The sequence below is a fragment of the Nostoc sp. genome (assembly GCF_036917935.1).
In the GTDB taxonomy this organism is placed as follows: domain Bacteria; phylum Cyanobacteriota; class Cyanobacteriia; order Cyanobacteriales; family Nostocaceae; genus Nostoc.
The window spans coordinates 92,752-117,433 of record NZ_JBALEL010000002.1; the positions used below are offsets into that span (position 1 = coordinate 92,752).

Sequence of the window (24,682 nt, forward strand, 5' to 3'; positions counted from 1 at the left end):
ATTTTTCTCTGCTTTTCCCGTACTTTCTCTACATTCTATCATTTGTTTCCTAGCTAAATAAAAGCCCTGAGATATATTTCTTCAGGGCTATGTAAATATTCATACTAGTGTCATTTGTCTGAGTACTAATGACTAATGACTAATAACTAATTAAAGTTTGACTTCGATATCTACACCCGATGGTAGATCCAATTTCATCAGGGCATCAATAGTCTTAGAAGAGGGCTGATAAATGTCAATAATCCGGCGATGAGTACGGGTTTCAAAGTGTTCTCGTGAATCTTTATCTACGTGAGGCGATCGCAGCACACAATAGATCCGGCGTTTTGTTGGTAAAGGAATTGGGCCTATGGCTGTAGCGTTGGTGCGGTTAGCTGTGTCTACAATCTTCTCGCAAGATGTATCTAATAAGCGCCTGTCAAAGGCTTGTAAGCGAATTCTAATCTTCTGCTGCTGTAGAGTTGCCATCTTTAATTTTCCAGGTTCTGCGTAATTAGGGGAGTATTTACAGGTTAAAGGTTACAAGTTATAGGTTACAGAAAACTATTACCTGTCCCCTGTAACCTATTACCTTATTTATAGAGGGAAGAGAAAGGAGCAGAGAGGCATTATACCATCTCTGCTCCTTTGTTATGAGCAAAAAGGTGCTACTTCAGAATTTTGGAGACGACACCAGCACCGATGGTGCGACCACCTTCGCGGATAGCGAAGCGCATTCCTTGTTCAATAGCGATCGCGTTGATCAATTCTACTGTCATCTTGATGCGATCGCCTGGCATCACCATTTCTACTTCTTTGCCTTCATCAGAGGTGTAGGCTTTGATAGTACCAGTTACATCAGTTGTCCGCACGTAGAACTGGGGACGGTAGCCAGCGAAAAATGGAGTTTTACGACCACCTTCTTTTTCTGTTAAAACGTATACTTCACCTTCAAATTCCATGTGAGGTTTAATTGAACCTGGTTTGGCAATTACCATACCCCGTTCAATATCAGCCTTCTGGATACCCCGGAGAAGTACGCCAGCGTTATCCCCAGCCATACCTTGGTCAAGACTCTTTTTGAACATTTCAATACCAGTTACGGTAGTGGCGCGAGTATCTCTGATACCCACTAGTTCAACGTTATCGCCAACTTTAACTATACCCCGCTCAATCCGACCGGTGGCAACAGTACCACGACCTGTGATTGAGAATACATCTTCTACAGCCATCAGGAAGGGTTTATCAACATCCCGCTCAGGAGTGGGGATGTAAGAATCTACAGCATCCATCAGCTCATAGATTTTGTCTACCCAGGGATTTTCTCCTCGTTTGGTCTTGGGATTCTTGGTCATCGCTTCCAGAGCTTGCAGACCAGAGCCTTTGACAATGGGGATGTCGTCACCAGGAAAATCGTAGCTAGAGAGCAATTCTCGAAGTTCTAGTTCTACCAGTTCCAAGAGTTCTGGGTCATCCATCAAGTCTTCTTTGTTCAAGAAGACAACCAGACTGGGAACGCCAACCTGTTTTGCCAACAGAATGTGTTCGCGGGTTTGGGGCATCGGGCCATCGGTAGCAGCTACTACGAGGATACCTCCGTCCATTTGGGCAGCACCGGTGATCATGTTCTTCACATAGTCAGCGTGTCCTGGACAGTCTACGTGAGCATAGTGCCGACTTGCAGTTTCATACTCTACGTGAGCAGTATTGATGGTAATACCCCGTGCCTTTTCTTCTGGGGCATTATCAATTTGGTCGTAGCCCTTAGCTACAGCCTGACCCATCGCTGCCAAGGTCATGGTGATGGCTGCTGTCAAGGTAGTTTTACCGTGGTCAACGTGGCCAACTGTACCGATATTAATGTGGGGTTTATTCCTTTCAAACTTTGCGCGTGCCATGAATACTCATTTCCTTATTTTAACTAAGCGTTCCCTTTGCTTTTTGCAATGATAGTTTCAGCTACGCTGCGAGGCACCTCTTCGTAGTGGCTGAACTCCATCGTGAAGATACCCCGACCTTGCGTCTTTGACCGAATATCAGTGGCGTAGCCAAACATGGTCGCTAGTGGAACTTTGGATGCGACCTTAGCGATTCCCTGTTCGGTGCTTTGGCTTTCAATCTGCCCTCGGCGGGAGATGAGGTCGCCAATGACGTTCCCGATATAGTCTTCAGGAACTTCAACTTCAACTTTCATCATAGGCTCTAAGAGGACGGGTGAAGCTTTCAGCACAGCCTCTTTCATCGCCATTGAGCCAGCGATTTTGAAAGCCATTTCCGAAGAGTCTACATCGTGGTATGACCCATCAATTAGCGTCGCTTTGACGTCAATTAACGGATATCCAGCTAGAACACCGGATTCGCAGCTTTCTTTCATTCCTTGTTCTGCGGGGCCAACGTACTCTTTAGGTACTGTACCACCAGCGATTTTGGAGACGAATTCAAAGCCAGTACCGGGTTCTCCAGGCTCCAAATTGATCACAACGTGACCGTATTGACCTTTACCACCACTTTGGCGGATGAATTTGCCCTCAACTTTGTTCACAGCTTTCCGAATTGTTTCTCGGTAAGCTACTTGCGGCGCACCTACGTTCGCTTCCACCTTGAATTCTCGTAACATCCGGTCTACTAGAATTTCTAGGTGTAGCTCTCCCATCCCCGCGATCACGGTTTGGTTTGTTTCCGGATCGACGCGGACTCGGAAGGTCGGGTCTTCTTCTGAGAGAGATTGCAGAGCCTTGGACAGCTTGTCCATGTCGTTCTTGGTTTTGGGTTCAACCGCCACCGAGATTACAGGCTCAGGAATGAATAGGGATTCCAGAATTACTGGCGATGCATCATCACAGAGTGTGTCACCTGTCAAGGTGTCTTTCAATCCCAGAGCTGCTCCCAAATCACCCGCCCGCAGTTCATCGACATCTTGTCGGTCATCTGCCTTCATTAGAACTAGGCGGGAAACCCGTTCTTTTTTATTCTTACTAGCGTTGAGAACGTAGCTGCCCTTTTTCAGGACACCAGAATAAACGCGAACAAATGTCAGGCGACCGTAAGGGTCAGCCATAATCTTGAATGCCAGAGCCGCTAGGGGTTCGTTGTCATCAGCCCGCCGCTCAACAGCCTCGCCATTCGGCAATAAGCCTTGAATTGGCGGTACTTCACTTGGCGCTGGCAGGTAATCGACAACGGCATCCAGCATCAACTGCACGCCTTTGTTTTTGAATGCTGAACCGCAAAGTACTGGGACAATTTTCCCCGCAATTGTGCCTTTACGCAGGGCAGTCCGAACTTCCTGTTCTGTGAGTTCTTCGCCATCGAAGTACTTAGCCATCAGAGCATCATCGGTTTCTGCTGCGGCTTCTATGAGCTTGGTGCGGAATTCGTCTACCTGCGCTTGCAATTCTTCCGGGATATCGGTTTCCTGGATATCAGTTCCTTGGTCATTGGCGTAAATATACGCACGTTGCCGTACTAAATCGACAATACCTTGGAAGTCATTTTCACTGCCAATTGGTAGTTGAATGGCGATCGCATTCGCCCGTAGGCGATCGCGAATTTGCTCGTGAACTTTATAAAAGTTCGCTCCGGTGCGATCCATCTTGTTGATAAAGGCTATCCGAGGAACTTTGTAGCGTTCTGCTTGACGCCACACTGTCTCAGACTGCGGTTGCACGCCGCCCACAGAACAAAATACTGCGATTACACCATCCAACACGCGCATGGAACGCTCAACTTCAATTGTGAAGTCTACGTGACCTGGAGTATCGATAATGTTAATTTGATGATCTTTCCAACTGGTACTAATAGCAGCAGCAGTAATGGTAATTCCCCGCTCCCGTTCCTGCTCCATCCAGTCTGTGACGGCAGTTCCTTCATGAACTTCGCCAATTTTATGAATTATCCCAGAGTAAAATAATATTCTCTCTGTTGTTGTTGTTTTGCCCGCATCTATATGCGCCGCAATACCAATGTTGCGTACTTTATCTAGCGGGATCGTGCGTGCCACAGCTGCCTCCTATAGTTTTTGCCTCATGATATCTTGTATATTACTCTTTGTTAAGATTCTATACTTTTAGGGAAAACCGTCTTTTTTTGTAAATCCACGATATAAAGCTTCGGGAGGGCGATATATCGCTTTTCTACTTAGTAACGATAGTGGGCAAATGCCTTGTTTGCTTCCGCCATCCGGTGCGTTTCTTCCCGTTTACGAATGGCATTTCCAGTTTCATTGGCAGCATCCATTAACTCATTTGCCAGTTTGCTTGCCATTGTCCGGCCTGGTCTAGAGCGGGAATATTGCACTAACCAACGCAGTGCTAGGGTAGTGCCCCGTTCTGAACGCACTTCCATTGGTACTTGGTAGGTTGCTCCCCCAACTCGCCGAGCTTTTACTTCTACTAAAGGAGTGGCATTTCGCACTGCTCTTTCAAAGGTTTCTAAGGCAGCGCTACCAGTGCGTTCCTCAATAGTTTTCAATGCTTCATAAACAATCCGTGAGGCAAGTGATTTTTTACCATGACGCATGATCCGCCTGATAATCATGCTCACAAGGCGACTGTTATATACGGAGTCAGACGGAACTGGGCGCCTTTGAATAACACCACGACGAGACATACTTCACCTTTAATTCGGAATTGGCAACGAAATTATATGCTATCAGACACCGGAAACTAAAAGTGGTAGAACCCAACCCTCAGACTTCCTCAATTTTTTTCGGCTGTTGCAGCAAGGCTGACTTATTGACTGCCAATTTTGGATTTTGGATTTTGGATTTTGGATTAAAAGTTTTCGGTACATGTTCCGATCGCAAGGATCTGAACAAATCAAAAGTCTGTAAGCCTCATCCCCTTCTGGGTTCGATCAATCCAAAAGACGCTCGATAACTCGCTAACGCTACGCTATCGCAAATCTAAAATCTAAAATTTATTGACTTGCTACCTGCAACTAAATACTCAAGGCGACAAGATTATAAACCTTTATGTCCAGATGAGAATTTCGCTGTCGGTTACAGCATTCTCCTCAGAACTTCTACACTTGCTCGCTTAGTGTAGATGTAGCTTGCTTGATTTTTTGAAACAGACTTTAGCAGCCTTTATAACTGCTGTTAGAACAACACAGACGGCGATCGTTTTTTGCCCTTGGGCGCTTTTAAGATAGACGATTAATCGTGTTGGATGCGATTAATCGCCTAATCCTATTTTTTCGCTTCTTTGGGACGCTTGGTTCCATACTTGGAACGGCCTTGCTTGCGGTCTTTGACTCCGGCTGTATCTAGGGTGCCACGGATAATGTGGTATCTCACGCCTGGTAGATCCTTAACCCGACCGCCACGAATCATCACAACTGAGTGTTCTTGTAAGTTGTGACCAATGCCTGGAATGTAAGCTGTGACTTCAAATCCAGAAGTAAGTCTGACTCTTGCTACTTTACGTAGGGCTGAGTTAGGCTTTTTTGGGGTGGTCGTGTAGACTCTGGTACAAACTCCCCGACGTTGGGGACATTGTTTAAGAGCAGGGGACTTGGTTTTCTGACGCGCTTGTTCGCGTTCATTTCGTATTAGCTGCTGTATTGTTGGCATGAGTTACAGCGCGTAAAGCTGCTTATGGTCTAAGTTTTAACAAATCCTAATTATATCGTTTTTTACGGTTTTATGTCAATTGTTATTTTTCCTTAGTGATTGGCCATTTGTTTTTTTTGACTAAATGATCAATCACTAATGACTTAAAGAGAAGGAATTGCCACAGCCACAGGTAGCGATCGCCTGGGGGTTGTGGAAGCGAAAACCACCACCCATTAAGTCTTCTGAATAATCCACCCTCAAACCGTTGAGGTAATTTAAGCTTGCTTTATCTATGACTACTTGAATTTCATCCAAGTCGAAAACCTGGTCGCCAACTTTTATTGCTTGATCGAAGGACATATCATAAAAGAACCCGGAACAACCACCTGCTTTTACTGCCAATCGAAACAAGACATTTGGCTGCTGCTTGGACTTGATTCGCCCAATCTCACTCACGGCTGCTTGACTCAGATGAATCATGGAACTCGTTTTTTGCAATTGAATACCCCATTTTCCATTTTACAGATGGGTTGACCCTCGCTTCTGCAAAATTCCAAATCACCCAAGGCATGAGCGCGATCGCTATTACTACATTTATAACACTAAGATGCTTCAGTCCCCACCTTAACTAGGTAGGGACTTCTGGGGTGCAGTGGTTCGTTCACAAAGACGCTTTACACAATAAATGTATTCAGTTTTGGGATTAAAGCCTTTAGAGCTTTAATAGCGTTCTTTTGGTTTTAATCTTTGGTACGGGCATAGTCATCTTGGTAGCGAATAATATCATCTTCTCCCAAGTATTCGCCATTTTGTACTTCAATCAACACCAAGGGGATCACGCCAGGATTCTCCAAACGATGAGATGTACATTGGGGTACATAAGTTGACTCATTATTGCTCAGTAGGACTTCTTTCTCGCCACAAACTACTCTAGCTGTACCAGAGACGACAATCCAATGTTCACTGCGGTGGTGATGCATTTGTAGACTGAGGCGGTGTCCGGGCTTAACTTCGATGCGCTTAATTTTGTATCCGCGCCCTTCTTCCAAAACTGTAAAAGCACCCCAAGGACGTAATTCAGTTGCAGCAACGCCCCTAGAAGTGATGGCTGGAGGTAGGTGTAGAGTTTCAGTCTGTGTAGTTTCTTGATATCGAGCCATAGTTACCTCATTTGGAGACATAACAAACCGTTGGTACTCTTAACTATTGATAGAAAATCTGGCGCTATGTTGCAACCTTGAAAATCAGCAATTTTGTCGCACTTTGATAAACATAGCAAAATCAAACCTTATGGTGTAAACCATCACTACTAAAACTCTGATGTCTACACGAAGTCTTCATCAAGCAAAATGACAGCTTGTTCTAAACTTTAAAAAAAAGGATGGGCATTGGGCATTGTCGAAGTATTGGCATTGGCAATTAAGAGACTTCCCAATACTGCTCGGTTAAGCATTTTCAACTCGGAATTCGGTTCGGGGAAAAGGTTAAAGGGTAAGGGTTAAAGGTTTTTTCTTTCGCCCTTTCCCCTTCCCATTTTCCCCTTAACCGACAAGTATTGAGAGACTTCCCTATTCGCTAATTATTTTTGAATTTTGAATTTTGAATTGTTATCGTGGTTGCAGGAAAATACCAATTCCATTATGAACACGAGCAGCGGTACTAGGCGAGCGATCGAGTAGTTGCCCGCCTAAATAAAGGCTGGTAGAACTACCGCCATCCAAATTTAGGGCATTCACACAGCCCATGAGTTGCATCAATTGGGCATGTTCTGCCAAATTAGGCCCATAACCGCCGACACGATTATGTGTGGCAGTAATCATTAGTGTGCCTGTTGCTGTTGTGCAAATACCGCTACGAATAGCTTTTTCGGCAATAAAGGCATTGCTGAATTTTTCGCCTTTGGCATCAAGGACAATCTGACGATTTTGGACTAATAGCGGCCCCGCTCCGATAATGTGGGGATAACGACTAAAATCAGCCGGGGCAGTAGTGCTGGAAATGCTTACTGTGCTTCCAATAGGTAGCTGGGAGGCAGCACTAGCAGCGTTAGCGCGTAAGGTTAACAGATAGCCATCCTGGGGAATGGGAACCGCTGTCGTACCAACTTTGCCACCTGGTAACTGATTAGTAATTTGGTCTTTCTGTACCACTAAGATAATTTCGTTATCCGTCAAGGATGTGTAAGTTGATCCCCAAGCTGGAGTATAACGAGCAATGCCACTCTGGACGTAACCGCTGTTAAGAAACAGAATTGGTAGGCGCTGGTCATTTGCTGCGATTAAAGTTTCTTCTAAGGTGAGACGACCGAAGTAAAATTGGCCTGAATCATTCCAAGCGATCGCACCTCGATTAAGAATCGGGCCTGATAACCACTGACTATCGCGACGAATCGCACCCAATGGCAATCTGTTATTGCGGTTAAAATAACCACCGTTAATTCCAGCTACTGCTAAGTAACGTTGTGCTGTTTGAATTAAGGGAGCAGTACCCGCAAGTCCATCAGGACTAGCCCACATAGGTTTCAACGTTAGACCAAATTTACGGGGATTAACTTCTAACCAGACCACCGGAAAGCGTTCTGTGCCTAAATTGACATAATGCTGTCGCCAGCGCAATCCTGGCGCCCAAGCAATATCCCGCTCTTCTAAAGGATCGGGTCGAATATCGATAATCAAGCGATTGGGGTTAGCTACAGTACTAACTTGAGGCAATAGACCAAAGGGAACGCTCAGACTAATAATCGTTTGGTTTTTCACCACCTCCACTTTTTGAATCAGTGGTTGGGGGGCTGGTGGTATTGGTTGTATTGGTGTAGCTGGTGATAATTGTTTGAGCAGGTTTGGCAGTAATGTTGGTGGTGCTGCTGGTAGCTGGGGACTATAGCGTTCTATCAAAACAGGGTCGGCTATTCCATCCAGGGTAACTGTCCACTCTCGATTTGGTGGTGTAGTGGGTTTGGGAGTTGGTGTGTCTGGATCAGAAGATGGAGGTTGCGGTTTGGCGATCGCTGACCCTTGTGCAACTTGCCAAGGAGTTGGACGATCTAAATCGACAAGAATCCGAGCCTGTTGCAAAGGGGCACTCGCCTCTGGAGGTTCCTGGCTCTGAACAATATTTGTGATTTGTGTTTTTGGGGTAGCAATCACCAAAGTGTTGCCATTAGCTTGAATTTGCCAGCCAGATGTTTGAGCAAAATTAGTAATATCCAGATAACGATACGCTCCTAGTAGCCTGGCGGCTAAAACCTGTGGCGTTGTCACCGACGAAAACCACTGTATTGGTTGCCTCGCCCAATTACTACTGTTTAAGAAATTTATTCCAATTAATTGCCTGAATGCCCCGTCACTGAGATGAGTTGTCACCTGACCAGATTTTCCAGGTTGCTGTAACCAAGTTCCTGGTAAAGTACGTCCATTGAGGGAAATTTGATTACCAGAGGATGCTACACCTGATAAAGGAGGTGCAGGTGACTGTGAGACTAACGGGGGTATTGATTTGGTGGTTTTCGGGGACTCCTGGGCGTTGGTAGCACCGATAGTAGTTAAGCACAGTGCTGTCAAAAGTATTGGTGAGACAGTAGCCCGAAAAAACTTGCGTTCGCTAATCCTTAATTGGCAACAATTCGGCATTTTTACCATAACTTACTAGGTACTTTTGAAAACTATCACCCAAGGTATAAACTAACCAATTATTTGTAAATATAAAGAAAACATGAGTTTATTTTTGAATAAATATGGTAATATATATTTTGGGTAGCTATCTCTTTTAGGCATAAACCAATTTATTTAGACGCTAAAGCCACTGCAATGAAGTGTTTTAACTCCCACTAATTCTAACCACACCATATACGGTTATACGGTAGTTTTGGTTATCAAAACTAGATTAAGATATTAAATCCTCACCTAACGTTGCTAATATTATTACTTCAGTAATATCTAGTTAATAGTAATACATACAGTAACTGGTAAGCGGCAAAACTCCAGACGACAACAAAAATATTTGGGAATTGTCAAATGGGTATATATTGTAATACGCTGATTTTATTGCTGGATCAGGATGACTTTGCCTTTAGAACATAGTACAGCGTTTAGTTTTAGTTTTGATTTCAGGTGAGCCGAAATAGGCTCTATGAGTAGCTAGCGTGCATCTGGAAAAAGGGAATTGAGAAAATACTTAGCTTCAGAATATCAAAAAGAAACTGTCAGGGCAAAAATGATGTCTTGGCGGAAGTAACTTGTCTAACCCCGCATAAATACATAAAATATACGGAAGTATTTTAACATATATGAACTAATAAAGTAAAACCGAAGTTAAAATTTTTTTCCCTAAATTTCGGTGCTTATATATTTCTCCATCGCTGAATTTAGAAATTTTTTCCCACAATAATGTAGTGGCAAAATTGGTAACTCAATACTTCAGGAACAGGGTATGAATAATAAACCGATGAATCAAGACCAGAAAATCACGGCGGATATCAACTCAAGAGATACCTATCAGGGGCAAAAGTGGTTAGTAGAGGAACGAGATGCCTGTGGTGTAGGTTTTATTGCTCATCGCCAAAATCATACCAGCCACGAAATTGTCGAAAAAGCCTTAGCTGCTTTAACCTGCTTAGAACACCGGGGAGGTTGTAGCGCCGATCAAGACTCTGGTGATGGTGCAGGAGTATTGACAGCAATACCTTGGGAGTTGTTCCAACAAGACTTTGCCCAAAGAGGAAAGGAATTTCCATCCACCAATAATATAGCTGTGGGGATGATATTTCTACCACAAGACCAAGAAGCAGCACAAAAAGCTAGGGCGATTGTTGAGCAAGTAGCTGCAGAAGAAAAATTAATTGTACTGGGTTGGCGAGTAGTGCCAGTGCAATCTGATTTACTGGGGGTACAAGCAAAAGAAAATCAACCCCAGATTGAACAAGTTTTGTTAGCTTCTGTTGACAAAACCGGTGATGAATTGGAACGGAAATTGTATATTAGCCGCCGCCGAATTAGTAAAGTTGCAACCAAAATCTCAGAAGAATTTTATATCTGCTCATTGTCAAATCGCACAATTGTCTACAAAGGCATGGTGCGTTCTGCGGTCTTGGGCAACTTTTATGACGATTTAAAAAATCCAGCTTACAAAAGTGCCTTTGCTGTCTATCACCGCCGCTTTAGTACCAATACGATGCCCAAGTGGCCCCTAGCGCAACCGATGCGGCTTTTGGGTCACAACGGCGAAATTAATACCTTATTGGGTAACATCAACTGGATGATGGCACGAGAAGCTAGCCTGAATCATCCTGTATGGGGCGATCGCATCAATGAACTAAAGCCATTAGTTCATATTGATAACAGCGACTCAGCTACCCTAGACAACGTAGTGGAATTGCTGGTTTGCTCTGGACGCAGCCCGTTGGAAGCTTTAATGATTATGGTTCCAGAGGCTTACCAAAATCAGCCTTCTTTACGTGAATTTCCAGAAATTGTTGATTTCTACGAATATTACAGTGGTCTACAAGAAGCTTGGGACGGGCCAGCACTTTTAGTATTCAGCGATGGTAAAAAAGTTGGTGCAACACTAGATCGTAATGGTTTAAGACCAGCTCGCTACGTAATCACCAAAGATGATTACATTGTTGTAGCTTCCGAAGCTGGGGTCGTGGATTTCCCAGAAGTCGATATTGTCGAGAAAGGTAGACTCGGCCCAGGGCAAATGATTGCCGTGGATTTAGAAAATCATGAAGTGCTGAAGAATTGGGATATAAAGGGGCGCATCGCCAAGCAGCACCCTTATGGAGAATGGCTGCAAGAGTATCGTCAAGAACTCAAACAAATTGTCAGTAGTCAGTCGTCAGATGTGAATGGAAATGGACATCTGGCTGCTGAAAATGGTAATGGGCATAGTACAACTGAGAAAATTGACAAGCAAACCTTGCTTCAGCGTCAAACCGCCTTTGGCTACACCACAGAAGATGTAGAAATGGTGATTCATCCAATGGCGATCGCAGGTTCAGAGCCGACTTTCTGCATGGGTGATGATATTCCTTTAGCGGTGCTGTCACAAAAACCCCACCTGCTTTATGACTATTTCAAACAGCGTTTTGCTCAGGTGACGAACCCAGCGATCGATCCCCTGCGGGAAAAGTTAGTAATGTCTCTGAAAGTTGAACTGGGTGAACGGGGTAACTTATTAGAACCCAAGCCAGAATATGCTCGGAGATTGAAACTTGAGTCGCCAGTGTTAACGGATGCTCAATTAGAGGCGATTAAGCTGTCAGGATTTGCCACGGCTGAGTTGTCAACCCTATTTGCGATCGCCAGCGGTCCAGAAGGATTGAAAGCCGCTGTGCAATCTTTACAAGCACAAGCAGCTGAGTCAGTCCGGGCAGGTGCAAAAATTTTAATCTTAAGCGATGGGGTCAATGACAGTATAAACACAGAATATACCTACATTCCTCCCTTATTAGCAGTGGGTGCGGTGCATCACCATCTGATTCGGGAAGGGTTGCGAATGAAAACATCCCTGATTGTCAATACTGCTCAATGTTGGAGTACCCATCACTTTGCTTGTCTGATTGGCTATGGTGCTGGCGCAGTTTGCGCGTATATGGCTTTAGATACGGTGCGTAATTGGTGGTCTGATCCCAAAACTCAAAAGTTAATGGGTGTGCAAAAAATTCCCACCCTCACCCTAGAACAAGCTTTAGGAAACTATCGCCAAGCAGTAGAGTCAGGTTTGCTAAAAATTCTCTCCAAAATGGGAATTTCTCTGCTCTCCAGCTATCAAGCAGCCCAAATCTTTGAAGCTATTGGCATCGGTGGAGATTTAATCGAACTGGGATTCCGTGGTACGACTTCCCGCATCGGTGGTTTGAGTGTGAGTGAACTCGCTGATGAAGTGCTTTCCTTCCACAGCAAGTCTTTCCCAGAACTGACGACCACGAAGTTAGAAAACCTGGGCTTTGTGCAGTACCGTCCTGGTGGCGAGTACCACATGAATAGCCCAGAAATGGTTAAGGCGCTGCATAAGGCTCTAGATGGCAAAAAGTACGACCACTACGAAGTTTACAAAAAGCACCTCCAAGGCAGACCAGTAACGGCCTTGCGGGACTTGCTGGACTTCCAAGGCGATGCCTCGCCAGTTCCCCTAGAAGAAGTAGAGTCGGTATATGAAATAGTCAAGCGTTTCTGCACCGGTGGCATGTCTTTAGGCGCTTTGTCAAGAGAAGCCCATGAAACTTTAGCGATCGCTATGAACCGCATTGGTGGTAAATCGAACTCAGGGGAAGGCGGCGAAGACCCAGTGCGCTATGTAGTTTTAGATGATGTGGACGAGTCTGGTCACTCGCCAACCCTACCTCATTTAAAAGGATTGCGGAATGGTGATAAAGCTTATAGTGCCATTAAGCAAGTTGCATCGGGACGCTTTGGGGTCACGCCAGAGTACCTAGTTAACGCCAAACAAATTGAAATTAAAATTGCCCAAGGTGCCAAGCCTGGGGAAGGTGGACAACTGCCAGGGCCGAAGGTGAGCCAATACATTGCGATGTTAAGGCGCTCCAAGCCAGGTGTAACGCTGATATCGCCGCCACCGCACCACGATATTTATTCTATTGAAGACCTAGCACAACTGATTTTTGATCTGCACCAAATTAACCCCAAAGCAAAGGTGTCGGTGAAGCTAGTTTCAGAAGTTGGCATTGGCACGATCGCTGCTGGTGTAGCTAAGGCAAACGCCGATATTATCCAGATTTCTGGCCATGATGGTGGTACAGGTGCATCGCCACTAAGTTCGATTAAACACGCTGGTTCACCGTGGGAATTGGGCTTAAGCGAAGTGCATCGCGTCTTGATGGAAAATGGCCTGCGCGATCGCGTGATTTTACGCGTAGATGGCGGACTCAAGAGTGGTTGGGATGTGGTAATAGGTGCATTGATGGGCGGTGAAGAATTCGGTTTCGGCTCCATTGCCATGATTGCCGAAGGCTGCATTATGGCGCGTATCTGCCACACGAATAATTGCCCTGTGGGTGTTGCTACTCAGAAAGAAGAACTCCGTAAGCGGTTTACGGGAATACCGGAACAGGTTGTCAACTTCTTCTACTTCATTGCCGAAGAAGTGCGTAGTTTGTTAGCCCGACTTGGCTACCGTTCTTTGTCAGAAATCATTGGACGTGCAGATTTGTTAAAACTACGCCAAGGAGTAAAACTCACCAAAACGCGATCGCTAAATCTCGACTGTTTACTTCAGCTACCAAATAGCAGAGACAATCGTAGCTGGTTGGTGCATGAAGAAGTCCACAGTAACGGCGTGGTTTTAGATGACAAGTTCCTTGCCGATCCCGACATTCTGGCTGCCATTAGGGATCAGTCTACTGTCACCAAGACTTACCCAATTATCAATACTGACAGAACAGTGGGCACAAGATTAGCGGGTGCGATCGCTTCTCAATACGGTGACAGTGGCTTTGAAGGACAAATTAATCTCAACTTTACAGGTAGTGTTGGACAAAGCTTTGGTGCTTTCAACCTCCCCGGCATAATTCTGAGCCTAGAAGGAGAAGCAAACGACTATGTAGGTAAAGGGATGCATGGTGGTGAAATCATCATCAAACCTCCAACTGATGCTACCTATAACGCATCACAAAACGTGATAGTTGGCAATACCTGCCTCTATGGTGCTACTGGTGGCATATTATTTGCCAATGGACAAGCAGGAGAGCGCTTTGCTGTGAGAAACTCCAAAGGCGTAGCAGTGATTGAAGGTGCTGGGGATCACTGCTGTGAATACATGACAGGTGGTGTGATTGTCGTTCTCGGCAAAGTAGGACGTAACGTAGCTGCTGGCATGACTGGAGGACTCGCATACTTCTTGGATGAAGACGACTCATTTCGTGAGTTAGTCAACCCAGAAATTGTCAAAATGCAGCGGGTGATTACCGAAGTAGGTGCAAAGCAACTGCAAGAGTTAATCCAAACTCATGCAGAACGCACTGGTTCACCAAAGGCGAAGAAAATTCTGCAAAACTGGCAAGAATTTTTGCCGAAATTCTGGCAGTTGGTTCCGCCTTCTGAAGCTGATAGTCCAGAAGCCAATCCTGAAAAAAAAACAACTGAGTTCAGTAGACCTTTTGCAAAAGTCCCCTAACACCCCACCCCCACCCCCTCCCCGCTCTTCGGGAGGGGAGACTTTGACGTAAGTCAAAGGCGGGGTGGGGTTCTTTTTTTGATTTATGCAAGAAGTTCAGTTTAGTAAGCAGTGATTAAGAGACTTCTAACAAATAAATTATCCAATCTTGTGAGGCGGGCTTTCCGGCCTGCCTTTCGATAAAACAAGGTTTTCAGCGCCTAAAGATTTTTGTAGTATTGATGTGTACTGCTAAACTCGGTTTTTTGCGACAATGGTTCTCATATCCCGAATGATATGTTACACCTTAATAAGCAAAATACCCCAAGGGAAATACCCTTGAGGTATAAGCATAATTGTTTAAGAATATAAACTTTATTCTTAAACAATTATTCACTCTCCCCGGCAAAATTGACGAAAACCTTGATTTATCGTTGAGAGGTGGGGAGGAGTGTAAACGGTTACATCCTTTCAGAAAACAGACTCTACTGTCACACAGACTGTACTGTCACAGTGTAATTGGTATTGTTACCGGCGAAGGACGAAACCCTTGCATAGTAGGTGTCTGGAGTTAAGTTCCTAGTAATCGCATCCGGTGTGGTGCCACTATTAACGGAAGAACCAAGGAAAACTTGATTGCTACTATACAGTGTGAGATCGGCATCTGCTGCTAGATTGTCAATTCCCACTTTATAATTTCCGCCTTCGCTGACACTAAATCTGTAGTAATCGAATTGATCGCTGCTGCCAACAAAATCATTTTGGAATCTGGAAATGTTGCTACCAAACTCACCAAGGTCAAGCGCGGTGCCAAAGGTATTCCCTGGGTCACTACCTACACCTGATCCTGCAAAACTTATATTGTAGCTGGTGTTGGAACCACCATAAGGATAAACTCTTGCATAGTAGGTTCCTGCACTTAAGTTGCGACTAATTGAATCACTAGCAGTGCCACTCCTGACAGAACTTTGAATAACAGTTCCAAAGACATCAAGTAATTGTAAGTCGGCATCTGCCCCCAACCCTGATAAGGTGACACTAAAGTTACTACTATTGGACAAAGAAAAACGATAGTAGTCATTAACGTCACTAGAGCCTACAAATTCATTGGTGAACTGAAAGTTATAGCTGCCACTTGCATTACCAAGATTATATGCAGTTTGCACCACGTTACCGGGATCTCGCATATTGAACAATCTCCTTGTAATAATATATTTAGTTAGTGGTCAAGTCTGAAGCTTAACAACTCAAGCTGAAGCTTATCTCCTATGAAGGATCTCTGCGATGTTAAAATTTTCTAACGCTTCATCGAATTATTAGCATCAGAATTGGGGATTAAGTAAAATCTACTTAATAAATATAAAATAAATGATTTACTTTTTACTTTCAAAACAAAAAATAAAAGTTTATTTTTTATTGTTTTCTGATTATAAATAAGTAAGCAATACGTATATTTAAGTTTTATATTTTATAGCGCTTCTCGGCCCTTGTGAGGTACAATAACCCCATCCCCAACCCCTTAAGAGCAAGCGAGGAGGGGACTATGATGTACCTTATATGATTAGAAAAATCTATATAATAATGCTAAAACTATAAAAATATTTATTATATTCCGAACAGTTCAAAAAATTAAATTATTCAAGTAGTGTGTACTATATCTCCCTCTGAGAGAAGCAACTGGCGTTAGGAGTGCCGCACTCAAACAGAGATTAGTCTTTTGATCTCAAGCTATTGAGCGTAAAGATCAAGTAATTAAAAGCATTTATATTCCATCAGGTTAATATTAATGCATTCTCGGCTAGTAATCATAATCTGTACTATGTCTGCTGGTTAGATAATTCTGTATTCAGAAGTATCATAAGCTACAAACATTTAGGCGATCGCTCTTTGCAGAAAAAGTTTTTGGTTTACTGCTAGAGTGCCCTTAATTATCAGTCTGTAACCGAACGCGAAAACAGCCATTTTAACCAAAAAATATAATTTTAGTTTTTAGCCAATTACCATTGACTAATTACCTATAATTAATAATTATTACTTTTTGTTAGCAAGCAACTTTTGGTCTGTATCTTCAATTTCTAAAAGTTCTGGAATAGTCACAAAGCGATAGCCTTGCTTTCTAAAGTTGCTAATAATTTCTGGTAAAGCTTGCACAGTTCTGGAACGATTACCACCACCATCATGCATTAGCACAATCCCACCAGGTTTAGAATCTTTAATCACGTTATTGATTAACTTTGGTACAGCTGGTAACTTGTAGTCCGTGGAGTCAGCCGACCACATCACCACCGTATACTTTTGTCCTTTAGCGTAAGCAGCTAATCCATTGTGCAAAATGCCACCAGGCGGTCGGAACAGATTTGTTTTAGCACCTGTAACTTGATAAATTAAATCTTCTGTGCGATCAATTTCAAAAGCAGCTGCTTGTTGATTAAAGAAGTGATACCAGTGATGCCAAGTATGATTGCCAATGACGTGACCTTGAGCAACAATCTGCCTTCCTAACTCTGGATAATTTTTCAGGTTCTGTCCGACGACAAAAAACGTCCCTTTGATATTATTTGATTTCAAAATATCTAGCACTTGCTCTGTGGTCTCAGGCCAAGGGCCGTCATCAAAGGTGAGAGCAATTACTTTCTCACCTTTAGTGAGTTTCGCCGATTCAATTATTGCCCCCTGAAAACGTGATGGTATAGGGTAGGCTAGACCCTTTGTTTGGGCTTCTTGCTGCCAACTTGTAAGCATCGCCGCCTTTAATTTCTCAATTCGCTGCTGAGTTCCTACGTTTGCAGCGACATCCTTGACATTTATACTTTGTCTACTCTGAGCCTCCGAAGCATTTGGCCTTAGAAGCATCATGAAAGCAAGACTAAAAACACCACCTAAGGCAAGTAGCGCAATTAATATTCCTTCTGGCCACAGAAACGACTTATTGTTTTCCACCTCATAGCTCCTTCAAAGATCGAACCATCACCACGGTTATGACGGTACGTTATAGCACATTTTTATTAGATATTTAGATACCAGATGCTTTCTGGTAATCATGAAAATTGGAATTGGGATAACGGAAATTCAGAATTCAGAAGACAGACTATATTGCTTTAGCTGAAATCTATATGCTCTAGATTTGGACAGCGCTGAATATACAATACTTGGTACTGTTTAATTTCAACCCAGTCATAAAAGGCAAGGTCTGCACTTCCACATTCTTACCGCTAGTTCAAAGAAGGAGATGGAACACAATCAGATAATTAACCACACCCCAAAATCCTCTTAATAGGAGTTCTGAATTAGTTGCTGTTTTTCACTTCACCGCTAAGGCAGCATTATCCTTTCAAGTTTTATAGCTTTTCAAATAAGATGAACTAAGCTGTCACACCTACAATTTGCACTTTTCGCAGACTGAAGTTTTTATAGCCAGACTTTCTGACAGTAAACTTGTATAATTTACAACTTAGTGAATTGTTTTGATTAACATACAAAACTACTTACAAGGGGCGGGGTATCTTTCAAAAAAGAGTCTAGTAAACTATTACTTCTATTCTTGATAGGATATATTCTACTGCCTGCTGCCATTGTTTCCTTTTTAAGAAAAAGTTAAATTTTTAACTGACAGAATGTTACCTTGTACTTTCTATGAAATAGACCAGACGAAAATTGATTCAATATAGTTTCTCATTGCCAAGAGGCACTTATTCGTTAATCTAGATGCTTTCGACTCATTCAGCAAAAATAATTCTATCAGCAGTTTAGTTTTCTTTCGGATGCTGATACTTTAGCCGAAATTGCTAGTAGCTTTCTGTCTGTTAATATTTTTCTCGATAATTAAGGATATTTATATCTTAATTAATAGTACAGTTTTATATGCACTGTCACCGTGTAATTACGGAAATTATTTGCATATATATAGGTAAGTTATTAAAATTACAATAGTATGGTATCCATATATTGAAGCATTAAATTCTCTATCTAGATGTAATATTTATTACCAATAATACTTTTTTGAGCGAGGTTATTGTATTTAAAAGTACATCTAAGCTGGAGCTATTTTTATGTAATATCACTTAATAATGCAGATCAAAATATATTTTCTTGCTACTCAACCTCCAGCAAGACTGCCCTCTGCCTTTTTTCGGTAAAGTGAGGTAAGTAGGTATTGTCCAATACGGAGTAAACTATTTTACCACTCAACGAACCATTTTCTGTTTAAAGAAAAAACCGACTGGCTGTATTGCTCTAACAGTAGGTAACTAGCTTTTTTAGCAGGAGGAAACAAAACCGATGATTATCTCATAGCTTGCCTTATAATTACAGAAATTAGAATTATGATTTTTAATCATCTATTTAGCAATCCTAATTATTAGCTTATATTGCCTTAGACAGGTCATAGTTTATTTACAGTACTTTTGCTTATCTTTGCTAGATGCAATAAGTGTATTATTTAATATCTGTATGGGTTGACACTAAACCCAGGTTTCCTATTAATATACCTTTTGAGTCAAAATAATCAAGGTATTTGTCTCATTTCTGAAACTGGCTAGAAACTTTTATGATTCCTCACGAAAGTGATGCAAAAGAAGAACGTGCGTCGTTAAAAGTATGGCGTAGTTGGCAAGAAAATCTGATTTTAATTGCGATCGCATTGTGTTTGGCATTCCTGATCCGAACTTTTATCGCCGAACCGCGCTATATACCTTCTGACTCGATGTTACCCACCTTGCATACTGGCGATCGCTTGGTAGTTGAAAAAATCTCCTACCATTTTCACCCTCCCATAACTGGGGATATTATTGTTTTTCAGCCACCCGCAGAACTACAACGTCGAGGATATCCCAAAGACCAAGCCTTCATCAAGCGAGTTATTGGCCAGCCCGGTGAGGTAGTTAGTGTTACTTCTGGCAAAGTCTACCTCAACGGTCAACCCTTGGCAGAAGACTACATCGCTGAACCCCCAAATCAGCCATATCAACCAGTGAAAGTCCCAGAAAACGAATTTTTTGTTATGGGAGATAATCGCAACGATAGTAATGACTCTCGCTATTGGGGCTTTTTACCCAGAAAAAATGTCATCGGTCGGGCAACGTTTCGCTTTTGGCCTCTCAATCGCATTGGGTTGATTTAATCCATTTTAGATTTTGGATTTTAGATTTTTCCTTCAATCCAAAATTCAAAATCTAAAATTGCCGGAGTTAGGAGTTATTTTAAAATTTCTAACTTTTAACTTAAAACGTTAAATAATACATCATCTGAGCGATCGCATCACCAGTTAATTCCAGCCGCCGTTGGAAATCAGCCAGGTTACGGTAAAGTCCGGCTGATTGCCGATTTTGCACCACTGCTTGCGCCAGAGACAAATCTATAAATGGAATTTGTGCTAACTTTTCAACGGTTGCTGTATTCGGGTTGACTTGGGTAGGATTTTCTAAAGATTCGTGGTCATAGTAAATAAAATTCAGCAGAGGCTTTAATGGCTCTAGGCGCGGCGCTGGCATACCCAAAGCCGCAGCGATATCTTCAATACAATAAAATTTCACACCCGATCGGGAAAGTTCCACAAGCGATCGCGCTTGGTGAATTGACAAACCTGGTAGGCGTAACCAATCATCTACAGTGGCTTGATTAGCATCAATGCGGATACCTAATTGGGCCGCTATCTGAATTTCTTCCCCAGATTGTAGGCGATAGTAGGGATCGTTGAGGAGCTTGGCACGGAGTTTTTGTAGCCTGGAGTTTAAAGGTAGCCAGTTATTCATGATTGTCGCTTACCTCAAGAAATCTGGTCTAGCAATTGGCGGCGCTTTTGCTCAAATTCATACTCTGAAATCAGTCCATCCTGACGCAGAGCATCTAATTCTCGCATTGCATCAGCGATCGCTCCTACCTGATTAATCACCTTTTGTGAGTTCCTTGCCGCTGACTTGCCTAGATTAAAATTGCGATCGAAAGCTTCTTCGTCTTGGGCTAAATACCAAACTCCCTCAATCGCACTAGCTACCTTGGGGATAGGCGTCCAGGAAAGCAACACATACAAAACACCCCACAGCGGCTGTCCCAGATAGAATTTGTGTAATCCTGAAATTGTCAGCGTGCCAGAAAAAGCTAAAACAGCGGCAACACTTCGGCTTTTGCGCTTAGTCAACATATTTATAACAGATATACCAATACCACAGTTCCGACAATAAGATAGCCAACTACCCTGCCTTGCCCTTCAGACTTTTAGATGGGAAGTCTCACACACAATTTAACGTGAGTTCGATAAGATTCTGAAGAACCCCTCTCCAAATCTCTCCCCGTTGACGCCAACGCAGAGGGAGGCTGGGAGGGAAAGGTCTGTCGAATTCACACAACTTGGTATTTGAAGAAATTTGAGTAAGTTTCACATGACTGTGCATTGAGCTTTGATGCTAATTTTAAGTTTTTAACGGATCTAGATTACTACGATGTCACAGACCTTTCTACCGCCAGAATGGTTTAAACAGCTTTGTGATCCTTACGCTGTGCTAGGAATTTCTGTGAGTGCTGACGATCGCCAGATTTTTAAACGCTATCACACTTTAGCAAAGCTGCTACATCCCGATCGCTATGCCAAAAGCTGCAATCCAGACCAAGAATTAGCAACGGCAATACTTAGCTATTTAATCAATCCAGCTTATGAACAACTCAAACATCGACACAAGCGCTTGATTGCCATAGCTATGCTGCGATCGGAGGCAAGAGTGTTACAGCACCAAGCTTTGTCTGTTCAAAATGCCATAGCTGAGGAAATTACAGAAATGTCTCCACCCCAAGCAGAATTGTTTTACGAAGAAGCGATCGCCTGCTATGCAGAAGCTCAATACAAATCACTCCATCAGTTTTATCAAGTTACACAACAAATTACTATACTGAATTTAGTTTACTTACAGTTGCATAAACCTGACCTATTCCTACAACAAAAACCTCTTCGCATCATCCCGGAAGTAGAAGTCAAGCCAGTTGAATTGACATTAGATGAAAAAACTAATGTCAAACCAGTTTTGATAAACTACGCTCAACGTCACTACCAGCGAGCCATTGAGTACGTCAGGCTAGCCAACTGGGCCTTAGCCGTGCAAGAACTGCGCGATGCCATCAAGTTAGAGCCAAATAACAGCAACTATTATGCCTTATTAGGTTTAGTACATCTAAAACAGAAATTTATCGGCATGGCCAGGGTTTATATCCGTCAAGCATTAAAACTTAACCCGCAAGATTTACTAGCTCTGAAATACGCTCCCGGACTGAAAATTAAACCTGGTGAAAACACCAATCCTAAATCAATGGCTAAAGCTCTGAGTATTGCGGCTTTATTAAGTCGATTTAACGAGGGGAAACGTTCTCAAGTCAAGTGTTGAAATTTCGGTAGCAAACCGTACTAAAACCGAAGCTTCGTGACTAGATTGCTCCCCTAGACTAAAATAATAAATAGAAGTAAAACTATTAAGCTACTGAGTCTGGGCGCTCAGTTTAATATAAGCAATATGGGATTCTTCGATTCTGAAATAGTTCAGCAAGAAGCAAAACAGCTGTTTGAAGATTATCAAGTGCTGATTAAGCTTGGCAACGGCTACGGCAAATTTGACCGCGAGGGCAAAAAGCTGTTTATTGAGCAAATGGAAACCATGATGGATCGGTATCGCATCTTTATGAAGCGTTTCGAATTATCAGAAGATTTCATGGCACAAATGACAGTAGAACAACTTAAAACACAATTAGGTCAGTTCGGTGTCACCCCGCAACAAATGTTTGACCAAATGCACCTGACTTTAGAACGGATGAAAGCCGAGCTAGAAAAACAAACCTAGTACCGCAAAGCGGAATTCAAAATTCAAAATGACGCTCTCTACGAGACGTTGCGCTAACAAAATTCAAAATGAATACAGCGTAAGCGTTTGGTTGATTTGGAATGGGTGGTTTATTTCCGCCGATCTGTACTAGTCAATTTTAGATTTTGGATTAATTGCCAATCCAAAATCCAAAATTCAAAATCCCAAATTATTGTGACTTGGGACGAGAAAACTGGGAAGGTGGCTTAAAGTTTTCTACTGGTACGTTCTTAAGTGCCTTTTCCATAAAATCTTTCCAAATGGGAGCAACCATAACACCACCTGTCGCATGGTCAGCTAATTGTCTGTTGTCATCTCTCCCTACCCAGACAGCAGTTGTTAACTGTGGCACAGTACCAACAAACCAAATATCTTTTTCTGATGATGTTGTTCCCGTTTTCCCTGCGGCTGGGCGACCGATAGCAGCACCTTTACCAGTACCTTCAGAGATTACCGATCGCATCACATCGATAATTGCTGCTGATGCCCAAGGATCGAGAACTAGCTGCGGTTTAGGCGTGTTATCTAACAACACGTTACCACTACTATCGGTAACACGGGCAATTACGGTTGGTGGAGATTGCCAGCCATAATTAGCAAAGGTAGCATAAGCACTAGCCATTTCCAGAGGGGTGACACCAATTGCACCAAGTGGCAAAGAAGACACAGGTTCCATCGGACTCATAATCCCCAAGGTACGGCAGGTTTCTATGACTCTGTTCATCCCCACAGCCTTACCAATTTTGATCACGGGAATGTTGCGCGATTGGGATATAGCTGTGCGGATTGACATCTCTCCCCTAAAAGTCGCATCATAATTTCTGGGAGAGTACCAACCGTTACCATCTCGATAGCTAACTGGGGCATCTACCACCGTTGAGTCTGGACTATACTTACCAGTAGCAAAAGCAGTATAGTATACAAATGGTTTAAAAGAAGATCCGGGCTGGCGTTGAGATTGAGTTGCACGATTGAATTCACTGGTCTTAGGATCTATACCACCCACCAATGCTTTAATAAAATGTGTGCGCGGATCAATTGACACCAGGGCCATTTGATTCTTAGATAATCCCTGATCTAAAAGTGTTTTATGCCACTTTGTAACTGTTTCCTCTGCCATCATTTGAAAGTTGGCATCAACTGTAGTTTGCACCCGCATCCCGCCTTTAAGTAGTGTCTCACGCCCAAACTTTTTAGCTAACTCCTGCGCTACAGTATTGGTTACATAAGGTAGGGCACTACCTTGAAAGGATTTGATTTTACCAAGTTTGATTTCTTGCTTGAGGGCATTGTCGTACTCTGACTGGTTGATCCAGTTCAATTCCAGCATCCGTCCCAGCACTTCTTTTTCTTTCTGTTTTGCCAACTTCATGCTCACAAACGGGCTGAATTCTTCTGGCGCTTGGATTAAACCCGCCATCATTGCTGACTCACCCAAGCTTAAATATTCTGCTGACTTATTAAAGTAACTGCGTGCTGCCGTTTGTACTCCATAATTGTTATGACCCCAATAAACTTGATTGAGGTACATTTCTAATATTTGGTCTTTAGTGAGAATTTGCTCTAACCGAATTGCTAGCACCCCTTCTGCTAACTTTCGGGTAAAGGCACGCTTGCGAGACAAAAATAAGTTTTTTACCAATTGCATAGTAACGGTAGAGCCACCCTCTTTGACTCCACCTGCTACCGCGTTAACTACTACAGCACGTCCAACACCAGTGGGGTTGATACCGTGGTGATCGTAGAAGTGACTATCTTCACTTGCCAACACCGCCCGTTTTAAATTTGGGGAAATTCTATCTAGGGGCACGACTTCCCGGTTGGCTTCCCCGTGAATACTCGTTAAGAGTTTGCCCTTAACATCATAAATGTAAGTCGTTTCTGAGGGAAAGAAGTTACGTAGCTGTCTCACATCTGGCAAATTACGGAAACTGATGGCTAAACCAACCAGTCCTCCGGCTACAATGGAACTTGCCAGCATGGTGATTGAGAGGAGAGTACCGCCAGTTACCTGACCGACTCCTTTCAAAAACTCAAAACCTGATGAAGCCCGACGCTGTGGCTGTTTATCTTCAAAAGTCCTAGACGACGACACGGCTATTTCACTTCCTCACTTGTAAATTTAACTGTAATTGATTGGGTGAAGCAAGGCGGTTAGTTTTTTGCAATTATAGTAGTTTGGCAGATGAGAAAGTGG

General features: G+C 43.0%; 17 protein-coding genes. 4 read left to right on the forward strand and 13 right to left on the reverse strand.

The genetic code is table 11. From position 1 onward, the window contains the following. Positions 1-150: 150 nt before the first annotated feature. The 8 genes from rpsJ to V7K62_RS00750 form a co-directional block, all read right to left on the reverse strand. Positions 151-468: a 30S ribosomal protein S10 gene (gene rpsJ / locus V7K62_RS00715; protein ID WP_008232935.1), complete on the reverse strand. Its 318-nt coding sequence runs from the start codon at positions 466-468 to the stop codon at positions 151-153. 179 nt (positions 469-647) lie between these two features. Then, complete coding sequence (tuf, locus tag V7K62_RS00720; RefSeq protein ID WP_334860722.1) at positions 648-1,877, reverse strand: elongation factor Tu; 1,230 nt, start codon at positions 1,875-1,877, stop codon at positions 648-650. Positions 1,878-1,900: 23 nt separating this feature from the next. Then, complete coding sequence (gene fusA, locus V7K62_RS00725) at positions 1,901-3,979, reverse strand: elongation factor G (protein ID WP_334860724.1); 2,079 nt, start codon at positions 3,977-3,979, stop codon at positions 1,901-1,903. Between the two features lie 137 nt (positions 3,980-4,116). Continuing rightward, positions 4,117-4,587 carry a 30S ribosomal protein S7 gene (gene rpsG, locus V7K62_RS00730; protein ID WP_334860726.1) on the reverse strand — a complete coding sequence of 157 codons (471 nt, stop codon included), beginning with the start codon at positions 4,585-4,587 and terminating at the stop codon, positions 4,117-4,119. A 580-nt stretch (positions 4,588-5,167) separates the two neighbouring features. Continuing rightward, a complete protein-coding gene (rpsL, locus tag V7K62_RS00735) occupies positions 5,168-5,551 on the reverse strand; it encodes a 30S ribosomal protein S12 (protein WP_012410236.1) in 384 nt (127 codons plus the stop codon). Between the two features lie 135 nt (positions 5,552-5,686). Then, positions 5,687-6,013, reverse strand: a complete 327-nt coding sequence (locus tag V7K62_RS00740; RefSeq protein ID WP_334861448.1) for a HesB/IscA family protein — start codon at positions 6,011-6,013, stop codon at positions 5,687-5,689. 260 nt (positions 6,014-6,273) lie between these two features. Further along, the gene (locus V7K62_RS00745; RefSeq protein WP_069070111.1) at positions 6,274-6,693 is read right to left on the reverse strand and encodes a cupin domain-containing protein; all 420 of its coding nucleotides are present in this window, start codon (positions 6,691-6,693) and stop codon (positions 6,274-6,276) included. 447 nt (positions 6,694-7,140) lie between these two features. Next, on the reverse strand, positions 7,141-9,162 hold the full coding sequence (locus V7K62_RS00750; RefSeq protein WP_334860728.1) for a phosphodiester glycosidase family protein: 2,022 nt from the start codon (positions 9,160-9,162) through the stop codon (positions 7,141-7,143). 799 nt (positions 9,163-9,961) lie between these two features. On the opposite strand from V7K62_RS00750, the gene gltB reads away from it, so the two are divergent. Next, positions 9,962-14,665 carry a glutamate synthase large subunit gene (gene gltB / locus V7K62_RS00755; protein WP_334860730.1) on the forward strand — a complete coding sequence of 1,568 codons (4,704 nt, stop codon included), beginning with the start codon at positions 9,962-9,964 and terminating at the stop codon, positions 14,663-14,665. Positions 14,666-15,135: 470 nt separating this feature from the next. On the opposite strand, the gene V7K62_RS00760 is transcribed toward gltB, so the two are convergent. Together V7K62_RS00760 and V7K62_RS00765 are read right to left on the reverse strand one after the other, a co-directional pair. Beyond that, complete coding sequence (locus tag V7K62_RS00760) at positions 15,136-15,831, reverse strand: PPC domain-containing protein (protein ID WP_334860732.1); 696 nt, start codon at positions 15,829-15,831, stop codon at positions 15,136-15,138. An 844-nt stretch (positions 15,832-16,675) separates the two neighbouring features. Then, positions 16,676-17,584 carry a polysaccharide deacetylase family protein gene (locus V7K62_RS00765; protein ID WP_334860734.1) on the reverse strand — a complete coding sequence of 303 codons (909 nt, stop codon included), beginning with the start codon at positions 17,582-17,584 and terminating at the stop codon, positions 16,676-16,678. Positions 17,585-19,190: 1,606 nt separating this feature from the next. Here V7K62_RS00765 and lepB point away from each other — a divergent pair. Continuing rightward, positions 19,191-19,763 carry a signal peptidase I gene (lepB, locus tag V7K62_RS00770; protein ID WP_334860736.1) on the forward strand — a complete coding sequence of 191 codons (573 nt, stop codon included), beginning with the start codon at positions 19,191-19,193 and terminating at the stop codon, positions 19,761-19,763. 100 nt (positions 19,764-19,863) lie between these two features. Here the strand turns inward: lepB and V7K62_RS00775 are convergent, their stop codons facing one another. Together V7K62_RS00775 and V7K62_RS00780 are read right to left on the reverse strand one after the other, a co-directional pair. Continuing rightward, positions 19,864-20,394 (reverse strand): ComEA family DNA-binding protein, encoded by a 531-nt coding sequence (locus tag V7K62_RS00775; RefSeq protein ID WP_334860738.1) that lies wholly within the window; start codon positions 20,392-20,394, stop codon positions 19,864-19,866. A 14-nt stretch (positions 20,395-20,408) separates the two neighbouring features. Continuing rightward, positions 20,409-20,783 carry an NINE protein gene (locus tag V7K62_RS00780; protein ID WP_292724826.1) on the reverse strand — a complete coding sequence of 125 codons (375 nt, stop codon included), beginning with the start codon at positions 20,781-20,783 and terminating at the stop codon, positions 20,409-20,411. Positions 20,784-21,081: 298 nt separating this feature from the next. Here V7K62_RS00780 and V7K62_RS00785 point away from each other — a divergent pair, with 298 nt between their 5' ends. Together V7K62_RS00785 and V7K62_RS00790 are read left to right on the forward strand one after the other, a co-directional pair. After that, a complete protein-coding gene (locus tag V7K62_RS00785) occupies positions 21,082-22,014 on the forward strand; it encodes a J domain-containing protein (RefSeq protein WP_334860740.1) in 933 nt (310 codons plus the stop codon). 126 nt (positions 22,015-22,140) lie between these two features. Then, positions 22,141-22,464 (forward strand): DUF1825 family protein, encoded by a 324-nt coding sequence (locus V7K62_RS00790; protein ID WP_334860742.1) that lies wholly within the window; start codon positions 22,141-22,143, stop codon positions 22,462-22,464. A 190-nt stretch (positions 22,465-22,654) separates the two neighbouring features. On the opposite strand, the gene V7K62_RS00795 is transcribed toward V7K62_RS00790, so the two are convergent. Next, a complete protein-coding gene (locus V7K62_RS00795; protein WP_334860744.1) occupies positions 22,655-24,580 on the reverse strand; it encodes a transglycosylase domain-containing protein in 1,926 nt (641 codons plus the stop codon). Positions 24,581-24,682 lie beyond the last annotated feature (102 nt).

Bases quoted from the DNA above. Each gene is read 5' to 3' on its own strand.
- rpsJ (WP_008232935.1), bottom strand. From the start codon at position 468: ATGGCAACTCTACAGCAGCAGAAGATTAGAATTCGCTTACAAGCCTTT.
- tuf (WP_334860722.1), bottom strand. From the start codon at position 1,877: ATGGCACGCGCAAAGTTTGAAAGGAATAAACCCCACATTAATATCGGT.
- rpsG (WP_334860726.1), bottom strand. From the start codon at position 4,587: ATGTCTCGTCGTGGTGTTATTCAAAGGCGCCCAGTTCCGTCTGACTCC.
- rpsL (WP_012410236.1), bottom strand. From the start codon at position 5,551: ATGCCAACAATACAGCAGCTAATACGAAATGAACGCGAACAAGCGCGT.
- V7K62_RS00740 (WP_334861448.1), bottom strand. From the start codon at position 6,013: ATGATTCATCTGAGTCAAGCAGCCGTGAGTGAGATTGGGCGAATCAAG.
- V7K62_RS00745 (WP_069070111.1), bottom strand. From the start codon at position 6,693: ATGGCTCGATATCAAGAAACTACACAGACTGAAACTCTACACCTACCT.
- V7K62_RS00750 (WP_334860728.1), bottom strand. From the start codon at position 9,162: ATGCCGAATTGTTGCCAATTAAGGATTAGCGAACGCAAGTTTTTTCGG.
- gltB (WP_334860730.1), top strand. From the start codon at position 9,962: ATGAATAATAAACCGATGAATCAAGACCAGAAAATCACGGCGGATATC.
- V7K62_RS00760 (WP_334860732.1), bottom strand. From the start codon at position 15,831: ATGCGAGATCCCGGTAACGTGGTGCAAACTGCATATAATCTTGGTAAT.
- lepB (WP_334860736.1), top strand. From the start codon at position 19,191: ATGATTCCTCACGAAAGTGATGCAAAAGAAGAACGTGCGTCGTTAAAA.
- V7K62_RS00775 (WP_334860738.1), bottom strand. From the start codon at position 20,394: ATGAATAACTGGCTACCTTTAAACTCCAGGCTACAAAAACTCCGTGCC.
- V7K62_RS00780 (WP_292724826.1), bottom strand. From the start codon at position 20,783: ATGTTGACTAAGCGCAAAAGCCGAAGTGTTGCCGCTGTTTTAGCTTTT.
- V7K62_RS00785 (WP_334860740.1), top strand. From the start codon at position 21,082: ATGTCACAGACCTTTCTACCGCCAGAATGGTTTAAACAGCTTTGTGAT.
- V7K62_RS00790 (WP_334860742.1), top strand. From the start codon at position 22,141: ATGGGATTCTTCGATTCTGAAATAGTTCAGCAAGAAGCAAAACAGCTG.